The following is a 22221-nucleotide window of genomic DNA, read 5'->3' on the forward strand; positions in this document are numbered from 1 at the left end:
TAATCATTAAAACCAAGGTTTAACATGTGTAACAACCATTAACGCAGTTACAATAATCCAAACAATGGTGACCGGAATAAGTACCTTCCAGCCTAAACGCATAAGCTGGTCATAACGATAACGAGGAAAAGTAGCTCTTATCCATAAATACACATACAGGAAAAAGCACACTTTTACGATTAACCAAACAAATCCGGGTACAACAAAAAATATGTTCTCTAAAAATGGCATCCCTTCAAATGGTGACATCCAACCACCCAAAAAAAGGATGCTGAGTAATACAGAAATAAGGATCATGCTCGCATATTCGGATAAGAAAAATAGTGCGAAACCTATTCCAGAATACTCCACATGGAACCCTGCAACAATTTCGGACTCCCCTTCCGCTAAATCGAAAGGTGCTCTATTTGTTTCAGCGATTCCTGCAATCCAAAACACGAAAAACAGTGGAAGCAGCGGAATAAACCACCAATGTAGAATCCCACCTTTTTGTGAATTAACAATATCTGTGAGATTCATGCTTCCTGCAGCCAGCAATACCCCCACTAGAGCAAAACCCATAGCAATCTCATAAGATACAGTTTGTGCAGTACTTCTTAAAGCACCAAACATTGCATATTTGGAGTTAGACGCCCATCCAGCAATTAAAACGCCGTAGACTCCGAGCGAACTCATTGCAAAAATATAAAGAACCCCTGCATTAATATTTGCTAAGACCATTCCTTCCTGAAAAGGAATAACAGCCCAACCTGCTAGGGCAGGGACCAAAGCAAACAGCGGTGCGGCTATAAAAAGATACTTATTAGAACGTGTAGGTATAATAATTTCTTTAGTAATTAGCTTTATCAAATCCGCAATGGGCTGGAGCAAACCACGTACGCCCACACGATTGGGTCCTATACGCGCTTGTATGTAGCCAATAACCTTACGCTCTGCGTAGATTAAATATGCGACACATAATAGTAATGGTACTACGATTACTAGTATTTTAATGATGATCCAAATTAATATGCCAATATCTTGCAGCATTTTCTTACCTGCCTAGCGCTTAATAGTTATTGCAGCAAATGAATGACCTAAATCAACTGTCTCAGGCATCGCGTTTGCTACCCATACAACATCTGCCGCAATGCGTTCATCACGTTTAAGCGGCAATGTTATCTCAATATCTCCCTGAGATACAGTAGCAATATCGTCTAATTTCAATCTATCTGCTGTTGTAGGATTGATACGTATGCATGCTGATTCAGCGGCAGCGCATAATTGCAGCTCTTTGGCGTTTCTAACAATTGCATCACTACGATAGAGTGGCCATTCACCGACTCGAATTAAGGATTGATTAATTAGAGGCAAGCTCTCAGGATAATAGGGTTTATATTCTTGCTCCATTGTGATTGCAACACTATTTTTAATTTCCGACAAGATATCTTCGGTTGACAGATAGTCAAAGCCGTCACAATGCATTAAGTTACCGAGTACTCTCAATATTTTCCATGCTGGTCGAGATTCACCATGAGGAGGCAACGCGCCTTTTACTGTTTGCCAGGTATTATCAATATTAATGTATGTCCCTGATGTTTCAGCATAGGGTGCCATAGGCAAAATAACATCTGCATAATCATGCATTGATTCATGATTATAAGCTGACATTAATACAACAAACTCCGCACCTAGCATTGACTGTCTTGCACCATATGGATTTGCAAAATCAAAACCAGGTTCTACTCCCATTAAAAAATAAGCTTTAAGTTTAGCATTTAGTGCCGCCTGTACATCCATACCTGGAGTAGAGTCTGCTTTGCCGGCCGTGGTTCGATGAGGAACCATACCCGCCATCCAAGCACCTGCTGTATTTGCACCATGAGTGAGCCTTAAAACTTTGGCTCCACTTAATTTTTCAATGTAGAAAACTAATGTACGCAATAAAGCAGCTTCAGGATGATTTTCGCAAAGGGCGCCAGTAATTAAGCATGCGTTTTCTTCTTTCAATGCTTTGGCTACTCGTTGAATTGCTTTGTCTGATTCAAGACCTATCAATAATTTTTGCACTTCTGTGGGTAATTTCTTTATATCACCGGCCAGTGCTAAAGCAAGCTTGGCAAGTTGCATGGGCATTTCTAAAGGTGAAATAATGAATCGGTCATTAAGATCAAAACGATACTCAAAATCTACTGGATTTATAGCGTAAATTTTAGCTCCATTGCGAGCAGCTTTACGCACTCTTACACCCGCCAGAGGTACTTCTCGATCAATGTTGCATCCCACGAGAACTATTGTATTTTGTAATTCGACTTCTTCATAAGGTAATGAATTTTTTGGTGTCGTAGCTTGATGTTCTTGATCTTTAAAATCTACTTGCTGCAATCTGTGATCGAGATTATGAACCCCGATGTCACGCATTAATTTTTGCAACAAATACATTTCTTCCAACGTTGCAGAACTCGAAGAAAAAGCAGCCACTTGCTCAGCACCATTTTGTTTTATAACACGAGCCAGTCCTTCTGCAGTAAATTTCAGAGCGGTTTCCCAATCGACAACTTCCCATTGACCATTACGTTTAATCTGGGGTTGACTGGCTCTTAACGGGCTATTTAATCCCAAATAACTAAATCGGTCTCGGTCAGCGAGCCACGTTTCGTTAATTGCCTCATTTTCTTTAGGAACAATACGCATTAACTTATTTCGACGTGTATGCAAGTAAATATTTGAACCGAGGCAATCATGTGGCGCTACTCCATCATGTTGGGTGAGTTCCCAAGCTCGCGCTGTAAAACGAAAAGGTTTTGAAGTTAACGCACCAACAGGGCATAAGTCGATAATATTTCCAGAAACCTCTGATTTCATGCTGTGTTGAACATAGGTCCCAATTTGCATATGTTCGCCACGGCCAGTTGCGCCTAACTCTCTTAATCCCGCGATTTCCTCACCGAATCGAACGCAGCGAGTACAATGGATACAGCGAGTCATTTCAGTTGAAATCAGCGCGCCTAAGTTATCATCATCTACCGAACGTTTGGTTTCTGTATATTGTGATTCATCCGCACCATATCCCATAGATATATCTTGAAGCTCACACTCTCCACCCTGATCGCAAATTGGACAATCTAGCGGATGGTTAATAAGAAGGAATTCCATGACTACTTTTTGTGAGTGCAGCGCTTCTTTCGATTTGGTAAAAACCTTCATCCCATCGGTAATTGGAGTTGCACATGCAGGAACTGGCTTGCGGCCATTTTCTACTTCAACTAAACACATGCGGCAATTTGCAGCCACAGATAATTTTTTATGATAACAAAAACGTGGGATATGAATACCCGCCTCATCGGCAACTTCGATAATCATTTTGCCGTTTTCTGCTTCAAATGTCTTACCGTCGATTTCAATAGTAGTAGTCATGGTCAAACCTTTTAATTATGCTGCGACGATCGAGCGTTTATGCTTAACGAAATATTCAAATTCATCGCGGAATTGCGTAACAAAACTTTGTACAGGCCAAGCTGCTGCCTCACCTAGTGCACAGATAGTGCGTCCTTCGATATTATTCGCAACATTGATTAGTTTTTCTACATCCCCAGGTTCCCCATGACCTTCTTTAATACGATGTAATAATCGGACTAACCAGCCTGTACCTTCACGACATGGAGTACATTGGCCGCAAGACTCATCCATATAAAATTCAGAAATACGGTATAATGCATCAACCATACAGGTTGTTTCATCCATAATAATTACCGCGCCAGAACCTAATCCTGAACCTGCTTTTTGGATGCTGTCATAATCCATATCAAGTTCCATCATTACATCGCCAGGTAATACACGCATGGACGAACCGCCAGGGATCACTGCCTTGATTTTCCGACCCTTAATCACTCCACCAGCTAACTCAAGGAGCGTTTTAAATGGTGTTCCTAAAGGAATTTCGTAATTTCCAGGCTTATTGACATGACCGCTGACACTAAAGCATTTAGTTCCACCATTATTGGGCTTGCCAATCTTTAAAAACCACTCACCGCCTTTTTCCATAATGACCGGAACAGAAGCAAAAGTTTCTGTATTATTTATGGTTGTAGGTTTTCCATATAAACCATAATTAGCAGGAAATGGAGGTTTAAACCTCGGCTGACCTTTTTTCCCTTCTAGGGAATTAAGCAATGCAGTCTCTTCACCACAAATGTAAGCGCCCGCACCCAAATGATTATACAAATCAAAATCAACACCGGAACCTAAAATATTCTTACCAAGCAAACCTGCTGCATAAGCTTCCTTCAGCGCAGCTTCTGTACGTTCATAAGGTAACCAAAATTCACCACGGATGTAGTTATATCCCACAGTTGAACCCATGGTATATCCGGCAATCGCCATTCCTTCAATAAGCTGATGTGGATTTAATGCAAGTATTTCACGGTCCTTACATGTACCTGGTTCACCTTCATCGGAATTACATACTACATACTTCTGTACCGGACTATTACGATTCATAAAACTCCATTTCAATCCGGTTGGGAATCCTGCTCCCCCTCTACCTCTCAAGGCAGATGTTTTTAATTCATCAATAATTAACTGTGGAGAAGTTTGCTCTTTTAGAATTTTTCTCCATGCACTGTATCCACCAACACTTTCATAAGCAGATAGTGTCCAAGGCTCTGGTAGATGAAATGTTCGATAACAAACTTGATTTAATTCAACCACGGTAACCACCTCTATCTTTTATTGGTATTCTTCCAACACTTTATCTATAGATTCAGGAGTCAGATTTTCATGATAATCCTTGTCCACCTGCATCATTGGTGCGTTAACGCAGGCACCTAAACACTCAACAGATCTTAAAGTAAAACGTCCATCATCTGTGGTTTCGCCTAGCTTTATGTCCAATTTTTTTTCTAAATAGTTAACAATTGCAGCTGAGTCACGCAGCATACAGGAGATATTAGTACATACGTTTATCGAATGTCTTCCAACCTGTTGGTGTTCGTACATAGTGTAAAAACTAGCCACCTCATATACAGCAATTCGAGGCATCTCGAGATAGTCAGCTACAGCATCCATTAATTCCGTCGTGAGATGACCATGCTCTTCTTGGACAATGCGCAAAGCACTCATTACGGCTGATTGTTTTTGATCTTTTGGATATTTTGCTATCCAATGATCAATGTCCTTTATTCTTTGAGTTGACACCAATTGATGTAATATTTTTGCTGAATTATCAGACATTTCTAAACCTTTATTAATTTAATTGCAATTTCCTGGAATGTCATTTTAGGAACTTTTGGCAATTCTACTATCTTGGCCATGGCGCGATTTTATGTACTCCGATACACACATACTTCACGTATACTGAATTTCGGTGCTCTAAAATCACGCCATTTTGGCCCAATCTAGCGAATTGTCAACAGACCTTCATAAAAACCTGACATACCAAAAATTAACGATCAATTTCACCAAATACTATATCCTGACTCGCTAGAATAGCGACTCCATCTGCGATCATATGTCCTCGAGTCATTGCATCGTAGCTGGACAGATGGGCAAACCCTGGGGCACGAATTTTCAGTCTATAGGGTTTATTGGCGCCATCTGAAACCATATAAATACCAAATTCACCTTTTGGTGCCTCAACCGCACTATATACTTCCCCACACGGGACACAAAAACCTTCAGTGAATAATTTAAAGTGATGGATTAATGACTCCATATCTTCTTTCATTTCTACACGACGTGGCGGTGTAACTTTGTGATCATCGATGCGAACAGGGCCGGGATTCGCTTTGAGCCACTCGATGCATTGTCTAATAATGCGATTTGATTGTCTTAGCTCTTCTACGCGAACCAAATAGCGGTCATAACAATCTCCCGTTTTACCTACTGGAATATCGAAATCCACGCGATCATATGCAGCATAACTTTGCTTTTTACGTAAGTCCCATGCAATACCAGAACCACGCAGCATTGGTCCTGTAAATCCCCATTGCAAAGCTTCTTCTGGTGAAACAACACCAATGTCTACAGTACGTTGCTTCCAAATTCTGTTATCAGTTAATAAGGTTTCATATTCATCGACACAACGAGTGAACCGTTCAGTAAATGCCCAGAGAAAATCAAGCAATGTACCGTTTCGCTCCTCATTAAGTTTTTCAACTTCTCGCTCATTATGCCATCTCGATGCTTTATACTTAGGCATCGTATCGGGTAAATCTCGGGCGACACCGCCTGGTCTATAATAGGTAGCATGCATTCGTGCTCCTGATACTGCTTCGTAGCAATCAAATAGATCTTCGCGCTCACGGAAGCAATATAAAAATACAGTCATCGCACCGATATCCAGGGCTATGGCACCTAACCATAACAAATGATTCAAAATACGAGTTACTTCATCAAACATGGTACGAATGTATTGAGCGCGAATTGGGGCTTCTATGCCTAAAAGTTTTTCTATCGCGCGCACATAAGCATGCTCATTACACATCATAGACACGTAATCGAGTCTATCCATATAACCGATAGATTGAATGTAAGGTTTTGTTTCTGCTAATTTTTCCGTAGCACGATGCAACAATCCTATATGGGGGTCTGCACGAACTATGGTTTCACCTTCCAGCTCAAGAACTAAACGCAAAACTCCATGTGCGGCAGGATGTTGTGGACCAAAGTTTAAGGTGTAATTCTTTAATTCAATCATTATTCGCCCCTTTTCTCACCAATATACCGGTTATCTTTACGAATAACCTTGGGCACTAAAACTCTGGGTTCAATATCTACTGGAGCGTATATGACTTTTTCAAATTTTGCGTCATAGCGCATTTCAACATGACCACTGAGTGGGAAATCTTTACGAAATGGATGTCCAATAAATCCATAATCTGTCAAAATACGTCTTAAATCAGGGTGTCCTTCAAATAAAATACCATATAAATCATAGGCTTCGCGTTCAAACCAATCGGCGCCTTTCCATAAATGATGTATTGACGGAACAATTAAATGAGACTCATCAACGAATACCTTGACACGTAACCGATGATTCATTTTCGTTGAAAGTAAATGATATACTACAGCAAACCGTGGTTTATTCAGGGCATAAACTTTAGTATCTTGACGTTCTACGCCTCGAGAAAACCCACTTTCAGTCGCTGAATCGGTTTCCCAATCATATTCACCATAAAGCAAATAATCCACGGCGCAAAGATCAATGAGCTGATCAAAACGAAATGCTTCTAGATCGCGCAGCTCCAACATTATTGCTTTTAAATTTGATGCATCACACTCAAGGGTAACCTCATCATACGCGACAGTAATATCTTTAATTTGAGTCGCTAGCTCCGTTTTGAGTTGTTCAACCAAATAATCATTTTTTGTCATCTATTTTGCACCTTTGATGAGCTTAAGCTTCTAAGATTTTTTTATGCCTGATTTTGTTCTGCAATTGAATAATGCCATACAGCAATGCTTCAGCAGTTGGAGGGCAACCTGGCACATATACATCGACTGGAACGATACGATCACATCCGCGAACTACGGAGTAAGAGTAATGATAATAACCACCTCCATTCGCACACGAGCCCATGGAAATAACCCATCGTGGTTCTGGCATTTGATCGTAAACTTTACGCAAAGCAGGAGCCATTTTATTGCATAAAGTACCAGCAACTATCATTACATCTGATTGCCGTGGACTGGGACGAAAAATAATTCCAAACCGGTCTAAGTCATAGCGTGCTGCACCAACGTGCATCATTTCTACCGCACAACATGCCAATCCAAAAGTCATAGGCCACATAGAACCACTACGTGCCCATCCGAGAAGTTTTTCGACTGAAGTCGTTACAAAGCCACTTTTTTGCAATTCTGCAACCGCCATAGCTAGCCTCTAAGCAGTTAAAATATTAATAAAAAAATACCCACTTCTGATTGATTTCTTCTTTATGAAGTTGCAATCAAAAGTGAATTTAGTGCCTGTTTACATTCGCTGGATTGAGCTGCAAGGCCTTGATTTTCGAACACCGAAGCGAAATATACGTTAGTATGTGACGCATCAGAGCACAGAAAATCGAGGCTTTACGGTCAAGACAGTAGAATTGTAAAACACGCTCTACTTCGCACGCTTAGATTATTCCCAATCTAGTGCGCCTCGTTTCCATTCATAAATAAAGCCAATCACCAATAATCCTAAAAATAACATCATTCCAGCAAAACCAAACCAACCAATTTTGCGTAAAACTAAAGCCCATGGAAAGAAAAATGCAGTTTCTAAGTCAAAAATAATAAATAATATTGCAACCAGATAAAAACGAACATCAAATGGAATATGGGAACTCTCAAATGCACCAAATCCACATTCGTAGGGCGCGTTCTTGGCACTATCAGGATTGTGCGTTGAAAGAAGAGAACCTGCCCCTAACATTGCTAAACCCAATGCCAATCCGATAATTATGAAAATAAGAACAGGTAAATATTGAGATAGCATTTTTTCACCTATTGTACGGATTAAAATGGTGCCGAAGGCCGGACTCGAACCGGCACGGCTTTCGCCACCGCCCCCTCAAGACGGCGTGTCTACCAATTCCACCACTTCGGCAATTCTTTTTTAGGATCTGTTTACATTTCTACTATCTTGACTAAAATTATTTGATTTTGACTCAAGTAGCGAAATGTAAACAGACCCTTATTAATAATTATTTATTAATGTCTAATCTTCTCTATATTCAAGTACAGAGAAAGATATCTTATTTATTTTTTCTTACCATTATCTACTGGTACTGGAATTGAATTCGCAGGTACACTATTTTGTTGAGGAATTATTTGCTGATCCGCCTTTTGATATTGAACGGACACCAAATAGGATAACAATAAACTGGTGACAAAAAAGGTCAGCGCCAAACCACCGGTTAATTTAAATAAAAAACCACCCGTCCCCTGGCTTCCAAATAAGGTATTCGAAGCTCCAGATCCAAAAGCCGCACCAATATCAGCACCTTTACCATGCTGAATAAGAACCAAGCCTATTAAGACTACAGCAACAATTACATGAATCATTAATATCAATTGATACATTTCACAATTTCCACAAACTGTTTCGCGTTCAACGATGCACCACCTACCAAACCACCATCTACATCAGGCATGGCAAACAACGCCCTGGCATTGTTTTCGCTTACACTTCCTCCATAAAGAAGTGATAAACGCTCAGCATCGCTATGATTTATCTCTGCAATCAGCTTTCTAATAAACTGATGTACTTCTTGTGCCTGATCTGGTGATGCAGTTTTTCCTGTACCTATTGCCCAGACGGGTTCGTAAGCGATAACACAATCACGAAAACAGTTTTTATCGTGTTCGCTTACCGCAAGCAACTGCTTAGCAATTACTTGTTCTGTTTGACCCTTTTCACGTTCAGCCAGTGTTTCACCGACACAAAGAATCGGTATCATACCATGTTCTTTCACATGGTGGAATTTTTGCGCTACAAAATTTTCATCTTCATGAAAACAATGTCTTCTCTCAGAGTGTCCCACCAAAATATAGCGACAGTTAAAATCCTTTAACATAGGTGCAGATATCTCACCAGTGTAGGCACCAAAATCCTTTGGATACACATTCTGGGCACCTATATTAATTGTACACTCAGCAAGAATATCTCTAACTTGCGGAATATAAATCGCAGGTGGCATTACGATCACGTGCACATTGCTAGTAGGATTAAGTAATTCTTTAAGTTCATTACTTAATTGAATGACCTGCTGCAGCTGCCCATTCATTTTCCAGTTGCCAGCAACTATCTTGTGTCTCATCAGGACGCCCCTTCATTTTCAACTGCGGACTATACCCAAACTAATTGCTGATGTGTAGTCCTATCGTGATTTTTTTATCAAATAGCTCAATGGATATATCTGATTCACCACTAAATGTTTAAATTCCTCTCAATCTGACTTATATCATCACATAACTTTTGCGCGTGTTGTTTCACTATAGACTCATCCAAACCTTCGACCATAACGCGTAATAAAGGTTCAGTTCCTGAAGGTCTGAGCAACACACGTCCTTCTCCATTTAGACTTGATTCTAAAGCCTTCACTACTTCAATTACTTGTGTGTGTTCTGCGAGTATGGTTGCGTAATTAGTTTTTAAATTCACTAAGCTTTGTGGTAATAGATTAATACCCTGAATTAATTGCTGTAACGTTTTACCCTGCTTAACCATAATTGATAATACTTGTAACGCAGCAACTATCCCGTCACCTGTAGTAGTTTTATCCAAGCAGACGATGTGCCCCGAAGTTTCTCCACCTATTTTCCAATCTTTTTCCCGCAAGGCTTCTAAAACATATCGATCACCTACACGTGTTCGGACAAAGGGAATACCTAAACTCTTAATAGCGATTTCCAGGCCATAATTGCTCATCTGCGTACCAACTACCCCACCGTTTAGTACACCGCGCTGATGCCTATCTTTGGCAATAATATATAGGATTTGATCTCCATCAATTAAACGACCATCCGAATCAATGAGTATGACACGATCGCCATCACCGTCTAGGCCAATACCAATATCTGCGCCAGTACTCATGACCTTTTGTCTTAGCAATTCGGGAGAGGTTGAGCCACAATCCTCGTTAATATTAAAACCATCAGGACGATTTCCAATGGAAATAACTTGGGCTCCGAGCTCAGAAAATACATTAGGGGCAATATGATAGGTCGCGCCATTCGCGCAATCAACTACAATTTTTAGCCCGGATAGCCGTGTTAATGACGGAATAGTGGATTTACAAAACTCGATATACCGTCCACTTGCATCATTAATTCGTGTTGCCTTCCCTAGATTCTGAGAAGGTACGGTTTGCATTTTCATTTCCAGTTCAGCTTCAATTGCGAGTTCAACACTATCAGGTAATTTACCTCCTTCAGAGGAAAAAAACTTGATTCCGTTATCTTCAAACAGATTATGTGATGCACTAATGACAATACCCGCATTTGCTCTTAGTGTTTGGGTTAGATAGGCTATAGCTGGTGTTGGCATAGGTCCAAGCAAAGCAACGTCAACCCCTGCAGCGGATAGCCCTGCTTCAAGAGCAGACTCCAACATATAACCAGATACCCTTGTATCTTTTCCAATCACTACTTTTTTGCGTTGACCATTAGCTAGCACTCGACCAACTGCCCAACCCAGTTTCAACACAAATTCAGGGTTAATATTTGATAAACCCACGTGTCCGCGTATACCATCCGTTCCAAAATATTTACGTTGACTCATCCTTAACCACCTCTTATCAAGAATTTTTAGCCCTTATGAGCTGATATGTAAGCGTTTACGCCCTATTCACCGAAAAGCTGTACTTGACGCATCTTGCGCGAAAATAATACTTTCACCAAGATTCATGCATGCCCCCTGAACGGATACACTGATATTCAGTCAGCCTGGTTAATCATGGTAATCATATGCAACGCTTGATTTGTTTCATCAACATCATGCGTTCTAATGATCCCCGCACCTTTCAGTGCAGCATAAACTGCGACCGCTATACTTCCTATTAAACGCTCATCCACCTCTTTAGCAAGTACTGCTCCGATAGTGCTTTTGCGTGATACCCCTAAAAGCAGAGGTATTTTAAATGTTGCAAAGCTATCAAGATTTTTGACTAAGAGCAAATTATCTTGTATTTGCTTCCCAAATCCAAAGCCCGGATCCAAAATTATATTGTTCCTTTGAATACCGACACGCTCACACTCCGTAATACGCTCTATAAAAAAACGCTTCACTTCGGTAAGCACACCTTCTGGATAATAAGGGTTTTGTTGCATATTTTGTGGCGTGCCTTGCATATGCATCAAACAAACAGGAACTGCTAGTTTTGCAGCCATTTCGAGCGCCCCTTCGGTACGTAGAGCGTATACATCATTAATTATGTTGGCCCCAGCACTCACAGCAGCGTCCATTACTTCGGGTTTATTTGTATCAATCGAGATACAAATATCTGAACTCCTACGAATTTGTTCAATGACAGGAATGACCCGTTTCAATTCTACATCAAGTGGGACATGCTCTGCACCTGGTCTGGTAGATTGCCCCCCAATATCGATTAAATCAGCTCCTTGGCTTATTAGGTAAAATGCCTGTTCATAGGCCCTATCCGAGGATAAAAATTTACCACCATCGGAAAAAGAATCCGGAGTGACATTCAAGATGCCCATAATTAATGGCTTTTCTGGTGGATTATCTAAGGAAGGTTGGCGTTGACGCTCAAGCCAACCTGAAAATTGCTTTGAATTCACCTGCTTCTCTCACTAATAATCTCAGTGCTCTTCAGCAGGGTTTACACTCACTTCATTCTCTGATGGTTTTTCTGATGAGTTGTTAATCACTTCAGCGCCATCAAGAGGCTTTGATGAACCCCAGTCCTCAGGTGGAGAAGGCTCCTTTCCAGACATAATCTCTTGTATTTGCTTGAAATCTATAGTTTCGTATTTAATTAAGCTTTCAGCCATTAAATGCAACTTATCCATATTGGAAACAAGGATTTCTTTAGCTCGCTGGTAGTTTCTGTCAATAATTGCACGCACTTCATCGTCAATTTGTTGTGCCGTTCTATCTGACATTTCTTTATGCTTATTCATTGAGCGGCCTAAGAATACTTCCTCTTCTTCTTCACCAAAGGTCAGTGGGCCCAAAGTCGACAGCCCCCAATTAGTAACCATTTTGCGCGCTATTTCAGTAGAACGCATAATGTCATTCGATGCGCCCGTGGTCACGCTTTCCGGGCCAAAGATAAGCTCTTCTGCAATGCGGCCACCGAATAGGCTGGATAATTGGCTTTCCAAACGTCGTTTGCTATGGCTGTACCTATCTTGCTCCGGTAGAAACATTGTCACACCCAGAGCGCGGCCCCGCGGAATAATAGAAACTTTATAAACAGGATCGTGCTCCGGTACAGATAAACCAACAATCGCATGACCCGCTTCATGATAAGCAGTCAATTTTTTCTCATTATCATCCATCACCATAGAACGACGTTCAGCGCCCATCATGATTTTATCTTTCGCTTTATCCAACTCGATCATGTTGACTTTACGTTTATTTGCACGTGCGGCAAATAAAGCGGCTTCGTTTACTAGATTAGCTAGATCCGCACCAGAAAACCCTGGAGTACCTCGGGCGATCGCCATAATGTCCACATTGTTCTCTACTGGAACTTTTTGCAAATGCACTCTTAATATTTGTTCGCGACCACGGATATCTGGTAAAGGAACTACAACCTGGCGATCGAAACGGCCGGGACGCAGTAGCGCAGGATCTAAAACGTCTGGACGGTTTGTTGCCGCAACAACAATAACGCCCTCACTTCCTTCAAAACCGTCCATTTCAACCAGTAATTGGTTTAACGTTTGTTCGCGCTCATCATGACCTCCGCCAAGACCAGCCCCACGATGACGACCTACCGCATCAATTTCATCAATGAAAATAATGCAAGGAGCATGTTTTTTTGCTTGCTCAAACATGTCGCGCACACGAGATGCGCCCACACCAACAAACATTTCAACAAAATCAGAACCTGAAATTGTGAAGAAAGGTACTTTAGCCTCACCAGCAACAGCTCGAGCTAAAAGGGTTTTACCTGTTCCCGGAGAACCAACCAATAATACGCCACGAGGAATACGTCCGCCCAGATTTTGGAATTTGGTAGGATCGCGTAAAAAGTCAACTAATTCCTTAACTTCCTCTTTAGCCTCATCTACGCCAGCAACATCCGCAAAAGTTACCTTAACTTGATCCTCACCCAGTAAGCGTGCTCGTGAACGACCAAACGACATAGCACCTCGGCCACCCCCGCCTTGCATCTGCCGCATAAAAAATACCCAAACACCAATTAAAAGCAGCATCGGGAACCAATTAATAAACAAATGGAGGAGGAAACTTTCTTGTTGTTTTTCTTGACCGCTTACATCAACTTTGCTTTTCAGTAATTCGCCTAACAAAGCATTATCTTGCATGGGCATGTAAGTAATAAAGCGCTTATTATTTTTAGTCATCCCTTTGATGATCTTATCATCCTCGATGGTGACTGAATTAACCATACCTTGATCGACTTCTTTCAAAAACTGGCTGTAAGAAAGTTTCTCAGCAACCGAGTTTCGAGGGCCGAAATTACTGAAAACTGAAACAAGCACGATCGCTATAATCAGCCATAAAAATAAATTCTTAACCATGTCGTTCAAAGTATTAACCTCGTTAGTGACGTGCAGCTATTATTTTATGATCAAAATTCTTAGATCATAAAGTTACTATAAATTGTATCCCTTTGCCAGCAAATAGGTTTCTTTTGAGCGAGCACGAGACGCTAAAGGCTTTCGAATCACCACTTTCTCAAAAGAAGATCTCGCCTGCTTTACTAATTCATCAAAACCAGACCCATGAAAAATTTTAACAAGCATAGAACCACCAGGTTTTAGCATTTTCTCCGCAAAATCAAAAGCCAACTCCACCAAATACATTGCTCGTGGAATATCAATTGCAGTGGTTCCACTCATATTTGGGGCCATATCTGATAATATCAAGTCGACGCTGTGTTCTGGGATTAAGTCCATGAGCTTTTGCAACACCTCATCTTCCCGGAAATCACCCAGTACAAAATCCACATCAGGTAAGGCATCCATAGGCAAAATATCCAGTGCGATTATACGTCCGCGACCTTGTAACCGTTCAGAAACATACTGAGTCCACCCCCCAGGCGCTGCACCCAGATCAACCACGGTCATCCCGGGTTTGAGCAATGACTCTTTCTCATCGACTTCTTTTAACTTGTATACCGCACGACTGCGATAGCCCTCTACTTGTGCTTTTTTTACATAAACATCATCAAAGTGCTCTTGCAACCATCGTTTGCTGCTTTTAGTACGCTTCATAAATTTATATAGAGTATCAATTTGATCTATGATACTGAATTTTACTACCTTTTCCCAGCAAAACGTGCAATAATTTACCATTTTATCGTTCAGTCTCCAAAATCAGTGCATTAGGGTCTGTTTATATTTAAGGAATATTACGTGGATACTTCATTCAAAAAATCTCTTAAAGCGCAAGCGCATCATTTGAAACCCGTTGTGCTTCTTGGAGCTAAAGGGTTAACTGAAGCCGTTATTGCGGAAACAGATATCGCATTGCTTGCCCATGAATTAATAAAAGTAAAAATAAATGGTGCAGAAAGAGAAGACCGACTTATTATGGCTGCTGAGTTATGTGAGCAACTCCATGCTGAACTCGTACAAATGATTGGTAATACAGTGATTATGTATCGTAAAAATGAAGACAAACATTAAGTGACAGAACTGCGAGTATTGTATACACTAGACTATATTGTTTAGCAAACATATTCCCTTCAAAAAGCCAATCCCTAAATTTAACATTTAAAAGGCACTGGGCAAAATAAGGGGTAATTAAATTAATTATCGTATGGCCTATGATATTAAAATACATTCCAAATGCTCTAACTTTATTGCGACTTCTATTAATCGCACCTTTTTTATTTTATTTATATCGTCATGAGTATGTTATTGCTTTTTATTTATTTATTTTCGCAGGATTGAGTGATGGGTTAGATGGCTTTTTAGCCCGAAGTTTTAACTGGCAAAGTTTTTTTGGCTCTTTTGTTGATCCGCTGGCGGATAAATTATTAATCGCTTCCAGCTTCATCTCTTTAGCCTTAATCGGTGTATTGCCTTGGTGGCTCGTAATTCTGGTATTCCTCAGAGATTTAACTATTTCCTTAGGGGTACTTGCCTGGTATCAATTTATTCGTCGTAAGTTGGACTTTCAACCCACGCTGCTCAGTAAAATTAATACAGCATTACAACTAACCCTAGTTACTTTTTGTTTATTTGAATTGGCTTATTTTGAATTTCCTCCCTATCTGCTTAATGTTCTGCTCATTTTAACGACGTTTACTACCGCAATTACTTATGTTGATTATATTTGGACCTGGGGCAGAAAAGCATGGCCCAAAAAAGAACCATCATAATGAACAAGCAGTTGGCATTAGCTATAAAATTAAATGATGAAGCGACCCTTGCTGATTTTAATTGGGGAAGTAATAAATTGCTGCAACAGCAATTACATAACATGCTCACAAATAGGGAAGACCGATTGCTTTACCTCTGGGGCAATACGGGTAGTGGTAAAACTCATTTATTACAAGCGTGTTGCCAAGCAGCCCATACTCATTCCGCAATTTATCTTCCGTTGACACTCCTCAAAGAATGGGGACCGCAAACTATAGAAGGTCTGGAAGAGCAAGAATTAATCTGTATTGACGATATTGATGTAATCGCAAAAGAGCCCTCCTGGGAAGAGGCTTTATTCCATTTATATAATAAAATAAAAGACATGGAAAAAAGTATTTTGATCATTTCAGGAAATCAATCACCAACTACAATCCCCATCCAACTGGCAGACTTGCGCTCTCGATTAAGTTGGGGATTAGTGATTCAGTTGATGGAATTAAATGATGCAGATAAAATTAATACTTTAAAACTCCATGCTTTAAAACGAGGATTTGACTTACCAGAAAGTGTAGGACAATTTCTACTGAATAGATGTTCGCGAAATATGCATGATTTACATAGTTTACTCAATCGACTGGATGATGCCTCTCTTGCAGCACAGCGAAAAATAACGATCCCTTTTGTAAAAGATACATTGAATATTTAACTTACACAGTTTATCAATTGAAAATGCAAAAAACCTATTCTAACCCGAACTATGGATTATAATTTTGCGAAATATCCGCGAGTACCTTGAGCTGTCACTGCTTTATCGTATCGAGTTAAAGCATGAATATAAGCCGCTTGGCGCATATCTATTTGATGTTTTTCCATCAACTCCCAAATAGCACTGAATTCACGGGACATAATAGCATGCAATTCTTTTTGAACTTTTTCCATGCTCCAATAATAACCTGATTTATTCTGCACCCACTCAAAATAACTGACGGTTACCCCACCTGCATTGGCTAATATATCGGGCACAATTAATACTTTCTTTTTTTCCAGTATTTTATCTGCTTCTACAGTTATTGGGCCATTAGCGATTTCAATGATGACGGGGGCTTTAATTTTTGATGCATTTTTTTTAGTAATTTGATTTTGTGCAGCAGCCGGGATAAGTAAATCGGCATCAAGTTCCAATAATTCTTCATTGGTGATTTTATCTTCCTTCACAAGATCAGAAATAGAGTCTTTGCAATAGAGAGACTCTTCTTTTTTGGAGCTGTTTATTAGTTCAATTATGTGCGGTATATCAAGGCCTTTATTTTTATAAACTCCTCCTTTTGAATCACTTATTGCAATGATTTTATAACCATCGTCATAAAGCAACTGAGCGATGCTCCGTCCAACATTACCAAATCCTTGTACAGCAACCTTCACCTTAGAAGGCTTCCATTTTTTCTTTTTTTCAAGAATTTTAATGCAATAATAAGCCCCAAGGCCAGTTGCTCCTTCACGCCCAAGACTTCCTCCCAAGGGAATAGGTTTACCGGTGATTACTGCTGGAACATTTTGGCGAGCAATGGTGGCATACTCATCCATCATCCAGCCCATAATCATCTCATTGGTATACATATCAGGAGCAGGAATATCTTTGTCTGGACCGATAAAGTCCGCTACTAACTCAATATAGCTTCGACTTAACCGTTCCAACTCCATGCGAGATAACTGTTTTGGATCAACGATTATTCCACCTTTCGCCCCCCCAAAGGGGATATCAACAACAGCGCATTTTATTGTCATCCACAACGCAAGTGTTTTCATCTCATCTAAATTCAATTTCGGATGAAAACGAATGCCGCCTTTCATAGGGCCACGACAGTCATTATGATGAACTCGATAGGCTGAAAAAATTTTTAACTCCCCGTTATCCATCCGAACGGGGAGGGATATTTCCAAGCAGAATTTAGGGTGTTTGAGTTTTTCTAAGGCTTCTGAGTCAATATGACAAAATGACGCAGCTTTATCAAGCCGTGAAAGTGCCTTTGAATACATATTCATATACTATTACCTATCCACCCTCAATTAATGAATTTGACGATGTCCTATAGTCTTAGCGAGCGACTATAGTACATTGGCATACTCCACCCTTCTGACCCGCATTTTGAAGTGGGTTCGCTGGATGAAAAAACACTTTGCAACTACCTGCTTGACGATAATCCGGATCGGTTAAAATAAAGCGTGGACAATTGTGTATTGCTTTTTGCCCTTTGATTTTAATTGTCCCTTTATTATATGAAGTATAGGTACAGCGAGTATGATCTTGATTATGCGAAGAAAGACGATACCCACCAATGGACGGACAATTTGCGGAAAATGCTGTACCACTTAATAATGCAATAGCTGTGCCTACAATAAACACCTTATTGAAGCAGTTCATATTGCGTTCTCCTTATGTAATGTATATTTCCTAAATTATTTATTGGTACTTCATCCATGAGTATAGATGAAAAAATCGCCATTGAAGCTTTAAAAAATTTGCATATATTTGTCAAAAAAATAAAATTTAATTTACCCGTGAATTGATATAAATGGAGAATTCATCGCCACAAGTCGATTTTCCCTGGACTGACCATTTCCATAGAAATGCCTTCTACTTATGCTTATTATTCATTGGACAGCTTTATAATCAGTGTCTAAGTTCTCGCTCGCAACTTCCAGTGCGAACGCAAATTAAAAATATATCGATTTCCTTATATAGAACAACAGGTGATAGTATCTAAATTTTCTTTCTCAATTGAAATTTCTGGTAATGGACTTAGGGGTTCCAGTGGTTTAAGAAAAGAATAATAATTAGTACTTGCTCTGGCACCAATTATAACGTGTCGATGCACTGATTCGTTATTTTCCTGCTCTTCGTGATCATCAATAAGTTGCACCGAATGCGTAACTTTTTTTGGCACTCTGGCAGCACTGATTACTTTCCCCTTCAAATTCCCTAATTTTTTTTCTTCTTTAATGATTAAATGCTCATCACATAATTTTTGTACCCTCTCTTCATTCAAACCAAACCAGCTGCTCACTAGCTTGTCTAGCACAGGGCGCTCTACATACCAATAAAGACTCAATGCAGCTAAAGCCACTATGACACTGAAAATAATTACCGGCCAAAAAGCAGGAATTGCTGCGTTAATGATAAGACCTGACATAAAAAGAGCTACTGATTGGCCTGTAAAAAAACCACCCCCAAAGAAAAGTAACGCAGAGACACCTGAAATCAGAGTTTTAACCGTTTGAATGCTTTCGCTATTTAGTGCCTTTTCAAATTGCTTACTGGCTTTAGTAAGTAATGCAAAGTGTTTCTGCAACATGGAAATTATAAGCTCCAATTGCTTCAAATCACTTGAAGACAAATCTGAAAGATAATAATCATCTATTTTCTTTCTTATGGATTTAATCATTTTCAATTGCAACAAGTATGCATCCAATAACTTATACGCATCACTAAGCTTAATCCCCAGAGCATCCGAAACTCTTACTAAATCGAAGCCACAAAAAACAATTACAGATAGAAATGAAAACGCAAACCCAATGCCAAGAATTATCGATGAAGGCAGGCTGAAAATACTCAACATAGTCACAATACCATCAAATCCCTGACATGCCGCCACCAAAATACCTGCCATGGTAAGTAATACGAATTTAGTTTTGTCTTTCGTATTCCTTTCAACTTCTTTAGGCAGATTGGTGTCATCTCCTTGCATTGAAAGGAAAAGATCGTGCAATAGCTCTGTGCGCAAGGAGACAAGAATAAATTCAATTTTTTGCTTTTTTTCCTTTGATGATTCCTCGGAATTTTTTATTTGCTCTTCATCGAGCCAAGACATCAAAGTGACAAAATCAGTAGGTAAAGAAAGAGAGGGGAGCTCACGAGGATGAACACCAGACGCTAATAAATAGTTTTTTATCAATTTTTGAGAACGCAGACTGATTTCAATATTCATTTTCTCATAACTGCTTACAACCGTACTTCATAAAATATGCACAATAGAACACATCGACCTGAACATGGTTTATCCAAGTTATATTAAAACAAACCTTAATTGATAAGCAATTACCAACTGAGCAATTGAAATATAAATAAATATTTTTTGCCTAAAATATGGCCATAGAGTATAATTAATGTGCGAACATTGACTAAGGAAAGCGATCATGAAAAAAATTATTATCGCAGTATTAGTGTTTGTACCTACACTTTTTTTAAGTGGTTGTTATGTGAGCACTGCTTCTACTAGCGGTTATTATTCCAGCTATTATCCTTACTCATATTATTCAAGTTACTCCTATTATCCTTACTCAACTTATTCCTATTATCCTCGTTACTGGGGTTATAGTGGCTTAGGTTATCGTGGCATAGGTTATTGGGGTGGCCGTGGTTGGTATGGGGGTTGGCGTGGTGTAGGCTGGGGAGGCGGTTGGCATGGTGGCAGTTGGCGCGGCCATTGGAGATAAAAAAGCCCAATTCAGTTAACCTAAATGATTCAGTTAACCTAAATTCGCCAGTTGAATTTAGGTTAACAAATTTCTGAGAAGTATCCGCAGTAACTGAGCGTAAAAGCTTTATTCACGTTTTGCTTTGTTCTAAGAAGCATTTGAACGATGTTCTAATCCAGTCTGGCTCATAAAGCATTTAGATACAGAATATTCTGCTTCTTGTGCTTCTTGGTGTAAATCTGCTTTTTTTGTTGCAATATAACGACTTAATCGCGGTGATAGTAGCCACATAAACAGCGCAATAATTAAAGTGACGATGCCAATACAGGCAAATACTTGAGTATAAATCATTAACGATCCGACTCCCGGTTTAATCTGCTCGGGAAGCGCGGTATATGAGGCAACAGTAGCACCAATAAACCCGGCTATAGCAGAAGTTAAAAACCACATTCCCATCACAAAACCTGCAATTTGCGCAGGGACTAATTCAGCAACCATCGCCACCCCAAGTGCTGATACCAATAATTCACCAAGGCTTTGAAATAAATAGCTCATAATTAACCACCAGGAGGAAACCATGCCCTGCTCTGTATAAAAATAGCGAGCAAAAAAGAGCATTAAAAAGCTCACGCCACACATGGTCATACCTAAAGAAAATTTATAAGGAATGGAAAACTCTATGCCTTTTCTGTGCAGGAAGTTATAAAAATAAGCCAAAACAGGGCTCATCAATACTATCCAGATAGGATTTAGCGCCTGGAAGCTTTGTGCATCAATCGTGATTCCAAAGAAAACCGGGATTACATTATGTACGGCAAATAAATTCAGTGAGGTCGGCATTTGTTGATATAAGGTAAAGAAAATAATTGCTTCCAACATCAATGCCAAGGCAACAAGCATGCGCATTCTGGATATTTTGCTTTCTTTACGCGTCATAAATATATAATAAATGATTACCGAAATGGTTATAAACCAAAATAGGTTTTTAGCCAGCATCACATGCTGTAATAAATACGCAGAACACTCAGTGAGAAAAAATATTCCAAACACGATTATCAACCACTGGGTGAGCGAGATTTTCCGTTTGTCAGCATCCGTATTAATGTGTGCGACAAATTGGTGTTGCAGCCAGTAATTGGCTAATCCGATGAGCAAGCCGATTGCGCTCATCATATAAGCATAAGAATAACCATATCGACTCGAAATCGCTGGACCGGCAAATAATGCAATCATACTGCCCAAATTGATCGCCATATAATACAAAGTAAAACCGCCATGCAACCGAGGATCATTTTTCTCGTAACACTTAGCGAGCAAATTCGATGGATTTGCCTTAAATAAACCATTACCGACACAAATTAAACCCAATGTAAAAAATACATGTTCTTTGTCTGTAATCGCTAAAGAAAAATAACCTGTTGCCAAAGTAATAAGACCAAGTACTATGGTACGTTTGGTACCTAGTATTCTATCCCCCAAATATCCGCCAACAACCACCATACCATAAACTAGAGCCGAATAAGCGCCAAATGTATAATAAGAAATTGTATCGCTGTAACCCAAATAACGAATAAAAAACAAAGTCAAAATCCCTTGAACTGTATAAAATCCAAACCGCTCCCATAATTCCAACATAAAAATCATGTGAAATGCCCTGGGTTGTTCGCGAAGTATATTCAGCATGAGTATTCTTCCTTTGAGGGGTAAATTTTTAAGTTAAAGGAGATTTCAATTTTTTGCAATGAGCTTTTGGATGAA

The 22221-nt window shown here is 39.7% G+C and carries 22 protein-coding genes and 1 tRNA gene; 4 read left to right on the forward strand and 19 right to left on the reverse strand.

Going from position 1 to position 22221, the window contains the following annotated elements:
- Nucleotides 1-6: 6 nt before the first annotated feature.
- The 15 genes from nuoH to rlmE form a co-directional block, all read right to left on the reverse strand.
- A complete protein-coding gene (gene nuoH, locus Lani_RS05775; RefSeq protein ID WP_019232916.1) occupies nt 7-1029 on the reverse strand; it encodes an NADH-quinone oxidoreductase subunit NuoH in 1023 nt (340 codons plus the stop codon).
- A gap of 12 nt (nt 1030-1041) precedes the next feature.
- Nucleotides 1042-3396, reverse strand: a complete 2355-nt coding sequence (gene nuoG / locus Lani_RS05780; RefSeq protein WP_019232915.1) for an NADH-quinone oxidoreductase subunit NuoG — start codon at nt 3394-3396, stop codon at nt 1042-1044.
- A 15-nt stretch (nt 3397-3411) separates the two neighbouring features.
- The gene (gene nuoF, locus Lani_RS05785) at nt 3412-4689 is read right to left on the reverse strand and encodes an NADH-quinone oxidoreductase subunit NuoF (protein WP_019232914.1); all 1278 of its coding nucleotides are present in this window, start codon (nt 4687-4689) and stop codon (nt 3412-3414) included.
- 18 nt (nt 4690-4707) lie between these two features.
- Nucleotides 4708-5211: an NADH-quinone oxidoreductase subunit NuoE gene (gene nuoE / locus Lani_RS05790; protein ID WP_019232913.1), complete on the reverse strand. Its 504-nt coding sequence runs from the start codon at nt 5209-5211 to the stop codon at nt 4708-4710.
- Between the two features lie 211 nt (nt 5212-5422).
- A complete protein-coding gene (locus tag Lani_RS05795; protein ID WP_019232912.1) occupies nt 5423-6676 on the reverse strand; it encodes an NADH-quinone oxidoreductase subunit D in 1254 nt (417 codons plus the stop codon).
- Nucleotides 6676-7353 (reverse strand): NADH-quinone oxidoreductase subunit C, encoded by a 678-nt coding sequence (locus Lani_RS05800; protein WP_019232911.1) that lies wholly within the window; start codon nt 7351-7353, stop codon nt 6676-6678. The genes Lani_RS05795 and Lani_RS05800 overlap by 1 nt, the downstream gene beginning before the upstream one ends.
- A 22-nt stretch (nt 7354-7375) precedes the next feature.
- Complete coding sequence (locus tag Lani_RS05805) at nt 7376-7852, reverse strand: NuoB/complex I 20 kDa subunit family protein (RefSeq protein ID WP_019232910.1); 477 nt, start codon at nt 7850-7852, stop codon at nt 7376-7378.
- Nucleotides 7853-8101: 249 nt separating this feature from the next.
- The gene (locus Lani_RS05810; protein ID WP_019232909.1) at nt 8102-8458 is read right to left on the reverse strand and encodes an NADH-quinone oxidoreductase subunit A; all 357 of its coding nucleotides are present in this window, start codon (nt 8456-8458) and stop codon (nt 8102-8104) included.
- 26 nt (nt 8459-8484) lie between these two features.
- Nucleotides 8485-8569: transfer RNA gene (locus tag Lani_RS05815), tRNA-Leu, on the reverse strand.
- A gap of 152 nt (nt 8570-8721) precedes the next feature.
- Entirely contained in the window at nt 8722-9045 is a 324-nt protein-coding gene (secG, locus tag Lani_RS05820) for a preprotein translocase subunit SecG (RefSeq protein ID WP_019232908.1), read from the reverse strand.
- Nucleotides 9033-9782 carry a triose-phosphate isomerase gene (tpiA, locus tag Lani_RS05825; protein ID WP_019232907.1) on the reverse strand — a complete coding sequence of 250 codons (750 nt, stop codon included), beginning with the start codon at nt 9780-9782 and terminating at the stop codon, nt 9033-9035. Before tpiA ends, secG begins: the two co-directional genes overlap by 13 nt.
- Nucleotides 9783-9892: 110 nt before the next feature.
- Complete coding sequence (gene glmM, locus Lani_RS05830; protein ID WP_019232906.1) at nt 9893-11245, reverse strand: phosphoglucosamine mutase; 1353 nt, start codon at nt 11243-11245, stop codon at nt 9893-9895.
- Nucleotides 11246-11400: 155 nt separating this feature from the next.
- Nucleotides 11401-12264 (reverse strand): dihydropteroate synthase, encoded by an 864-nt coding sequence (gene folP / locus Lani_RS05835; RefSeq protein ID WP_019232905.1) that lies wholly within the window; start codon nt 12262-12264, stop codon nt 11401-11403.
- Between the two features lie 21 nt (nt 12265-12285).
- Nucleotides 12286-14196 (reverse strand): ATP-dependent zinc metalloprotease FtsH, encoded by a 1911-nt coding sequence (ftsH, locus tag Lani_RS05840; protein WP_019232904.1) that lies wholly within the window; start codon nt 14194-14196, stop codon nt 12286-12288.
- A 75-nt stretch (nt 14197-14271) separates the two neighbouring features.
- On the reverse strand, nt 14272-14892 hold the full coding sequence (gene rlmE / locus Lani_RS05845) for a 23S rRNA (uridine(2552)-2'-O)-methyltransferase RlmE (RefSeq protein WP_040522191.1): 621 nt from the start codon (nt 14890-14892) through the stop codon (nt 14272-14274).
- A 141-nt stretch (nt 14893-15033) separates the two neighbouring features.
- Between rlmE and yhbY the strand changes: the two genes are divergently transcribed.
- From yhbY to hda, 3 genes are all read left to right on the forward strand, one after another.
- The gene (gene yhbY, locus Lani_RS05850; RefSeq protein WP_019232902.1) at nt 15034-15306 is read left to right on the forward strand and encodes a ribosome assembly RNA-binding protein YhbY; all 273 of its coding nucleotides are present in this window, start codon (nt 15034-15036) and stop codon (nt 15304-15306) included.
- A gap of 140 nt (nt 15307-15446) precedes the next feature.
- The gene (locus tag Lani_RS05855) at nt 15447-16004 is read left to right on the forward strand and encodes a CDP-alcohol phosphatidyltransferase family protein (protein WP_019232901.1); all 558 of its coding nucleotides are present in this window, start codon (nt 15447-15449) and stop codon (nt 16002-16004) included.
- Nucleotides 16004-16693: a DnaA regulatory inactivator Hda gene (gene hda, locus Lani_RS05860; RefSeq protein ID WP_040522139.1), complete on the forward strand. Its 690-nt coding sequence runs from the start codon at nt 16004-16006 to the stop codon at nt 16691-16693. The genes Lani_RS05855 and hda overlap by 1 nt, the downstream gene beginning before the upstream one ends.
- A 56-nt stretch (nt 16694-16749) precedes the next feature.
- On the opposite strand, the gene Lani_RS05865 is transcribed toward hda, so the two are convergent.
- The 3 genes from Lani_RS05865 to Lani_RS05875 all read right to left on the reverse strand — a co-directional run bounded on the left by Lani_RS05865 (nt 16750) and on the right by Lani_RS05875 (nt 19973).
- Nucleotides 16750-18024 (reverse strand): Glu/Leu/Phe/Val family dehydrogenase, encoded by a 1275-nt coding sequence (locus Lani_RS05865; RefSeq protein ID WP_103030601.1) that lies wholly within the window; start codon nt 18022-18024, stop codon nt 16750-16752.
- Between the two features lie 58 nt (nt 18025-18082).
- Entirely contained in the window at nt 18083-18409 is a 327-nt protein-coding gene (locus Lani_RS05870; RefSeq protein ID WP_019232898.1) for a hypothetical protein, read from the reverse strand.
- 313 nt (nt 18410-18722) lie between these two features.
- Nucleotides 18723-19973: a hypothetical protein gene (locus Lani_RS05875; RefSeq protein ID WP_019232896.1), complete on the reverse strand. Its 1251-nt coding sequence runs from the start codon at nt 19971-19973 to the stop codon at nt 18723-18725.
- Nucleotides 19974-20181: 208 nt separating this feature from the next.
- On the opposite strand from Lani_RS05875, the gene Lani_RS05880 reads away from it, so the two are divergent.
- Nucleotides 20182-20481, forward strand: coding sequence for a hypothetical protein (locus Lani_RS05880; protein ID WP_019232895.1), 300 nt, complete (start codon nt 20182-20184; stop codon nt 20479-20481).
- Between the two features lie 129 nt (nt 20482-20610).
- On the opposite strand, the gene Lani_RS05885 is transcribed toward Lani_RS05880, so the two are convergent.
- Nucleotides 20611-22146: an oligopeptide:H+ symporter gene (locus Lani_RS05885; RefSeq protein WP_019232894.1), complete on the reverse strand. Its 1536-nt coding sequence runs from the start codon at nt 22144-22146 to the stop codon at nt 20611-20613.
- Nucleotides 22147-22221: the final 75 nt, after the last annotated feature.

This window comes from Legionella anisa, from assembly GCF_001467525.1.
GTDB classification, from domain to species: Bacteria; Pseudomonadota; Gammaproteobacteria; order Legionellales; family Legionellaceae; genus Legionella; species Legionella anisa.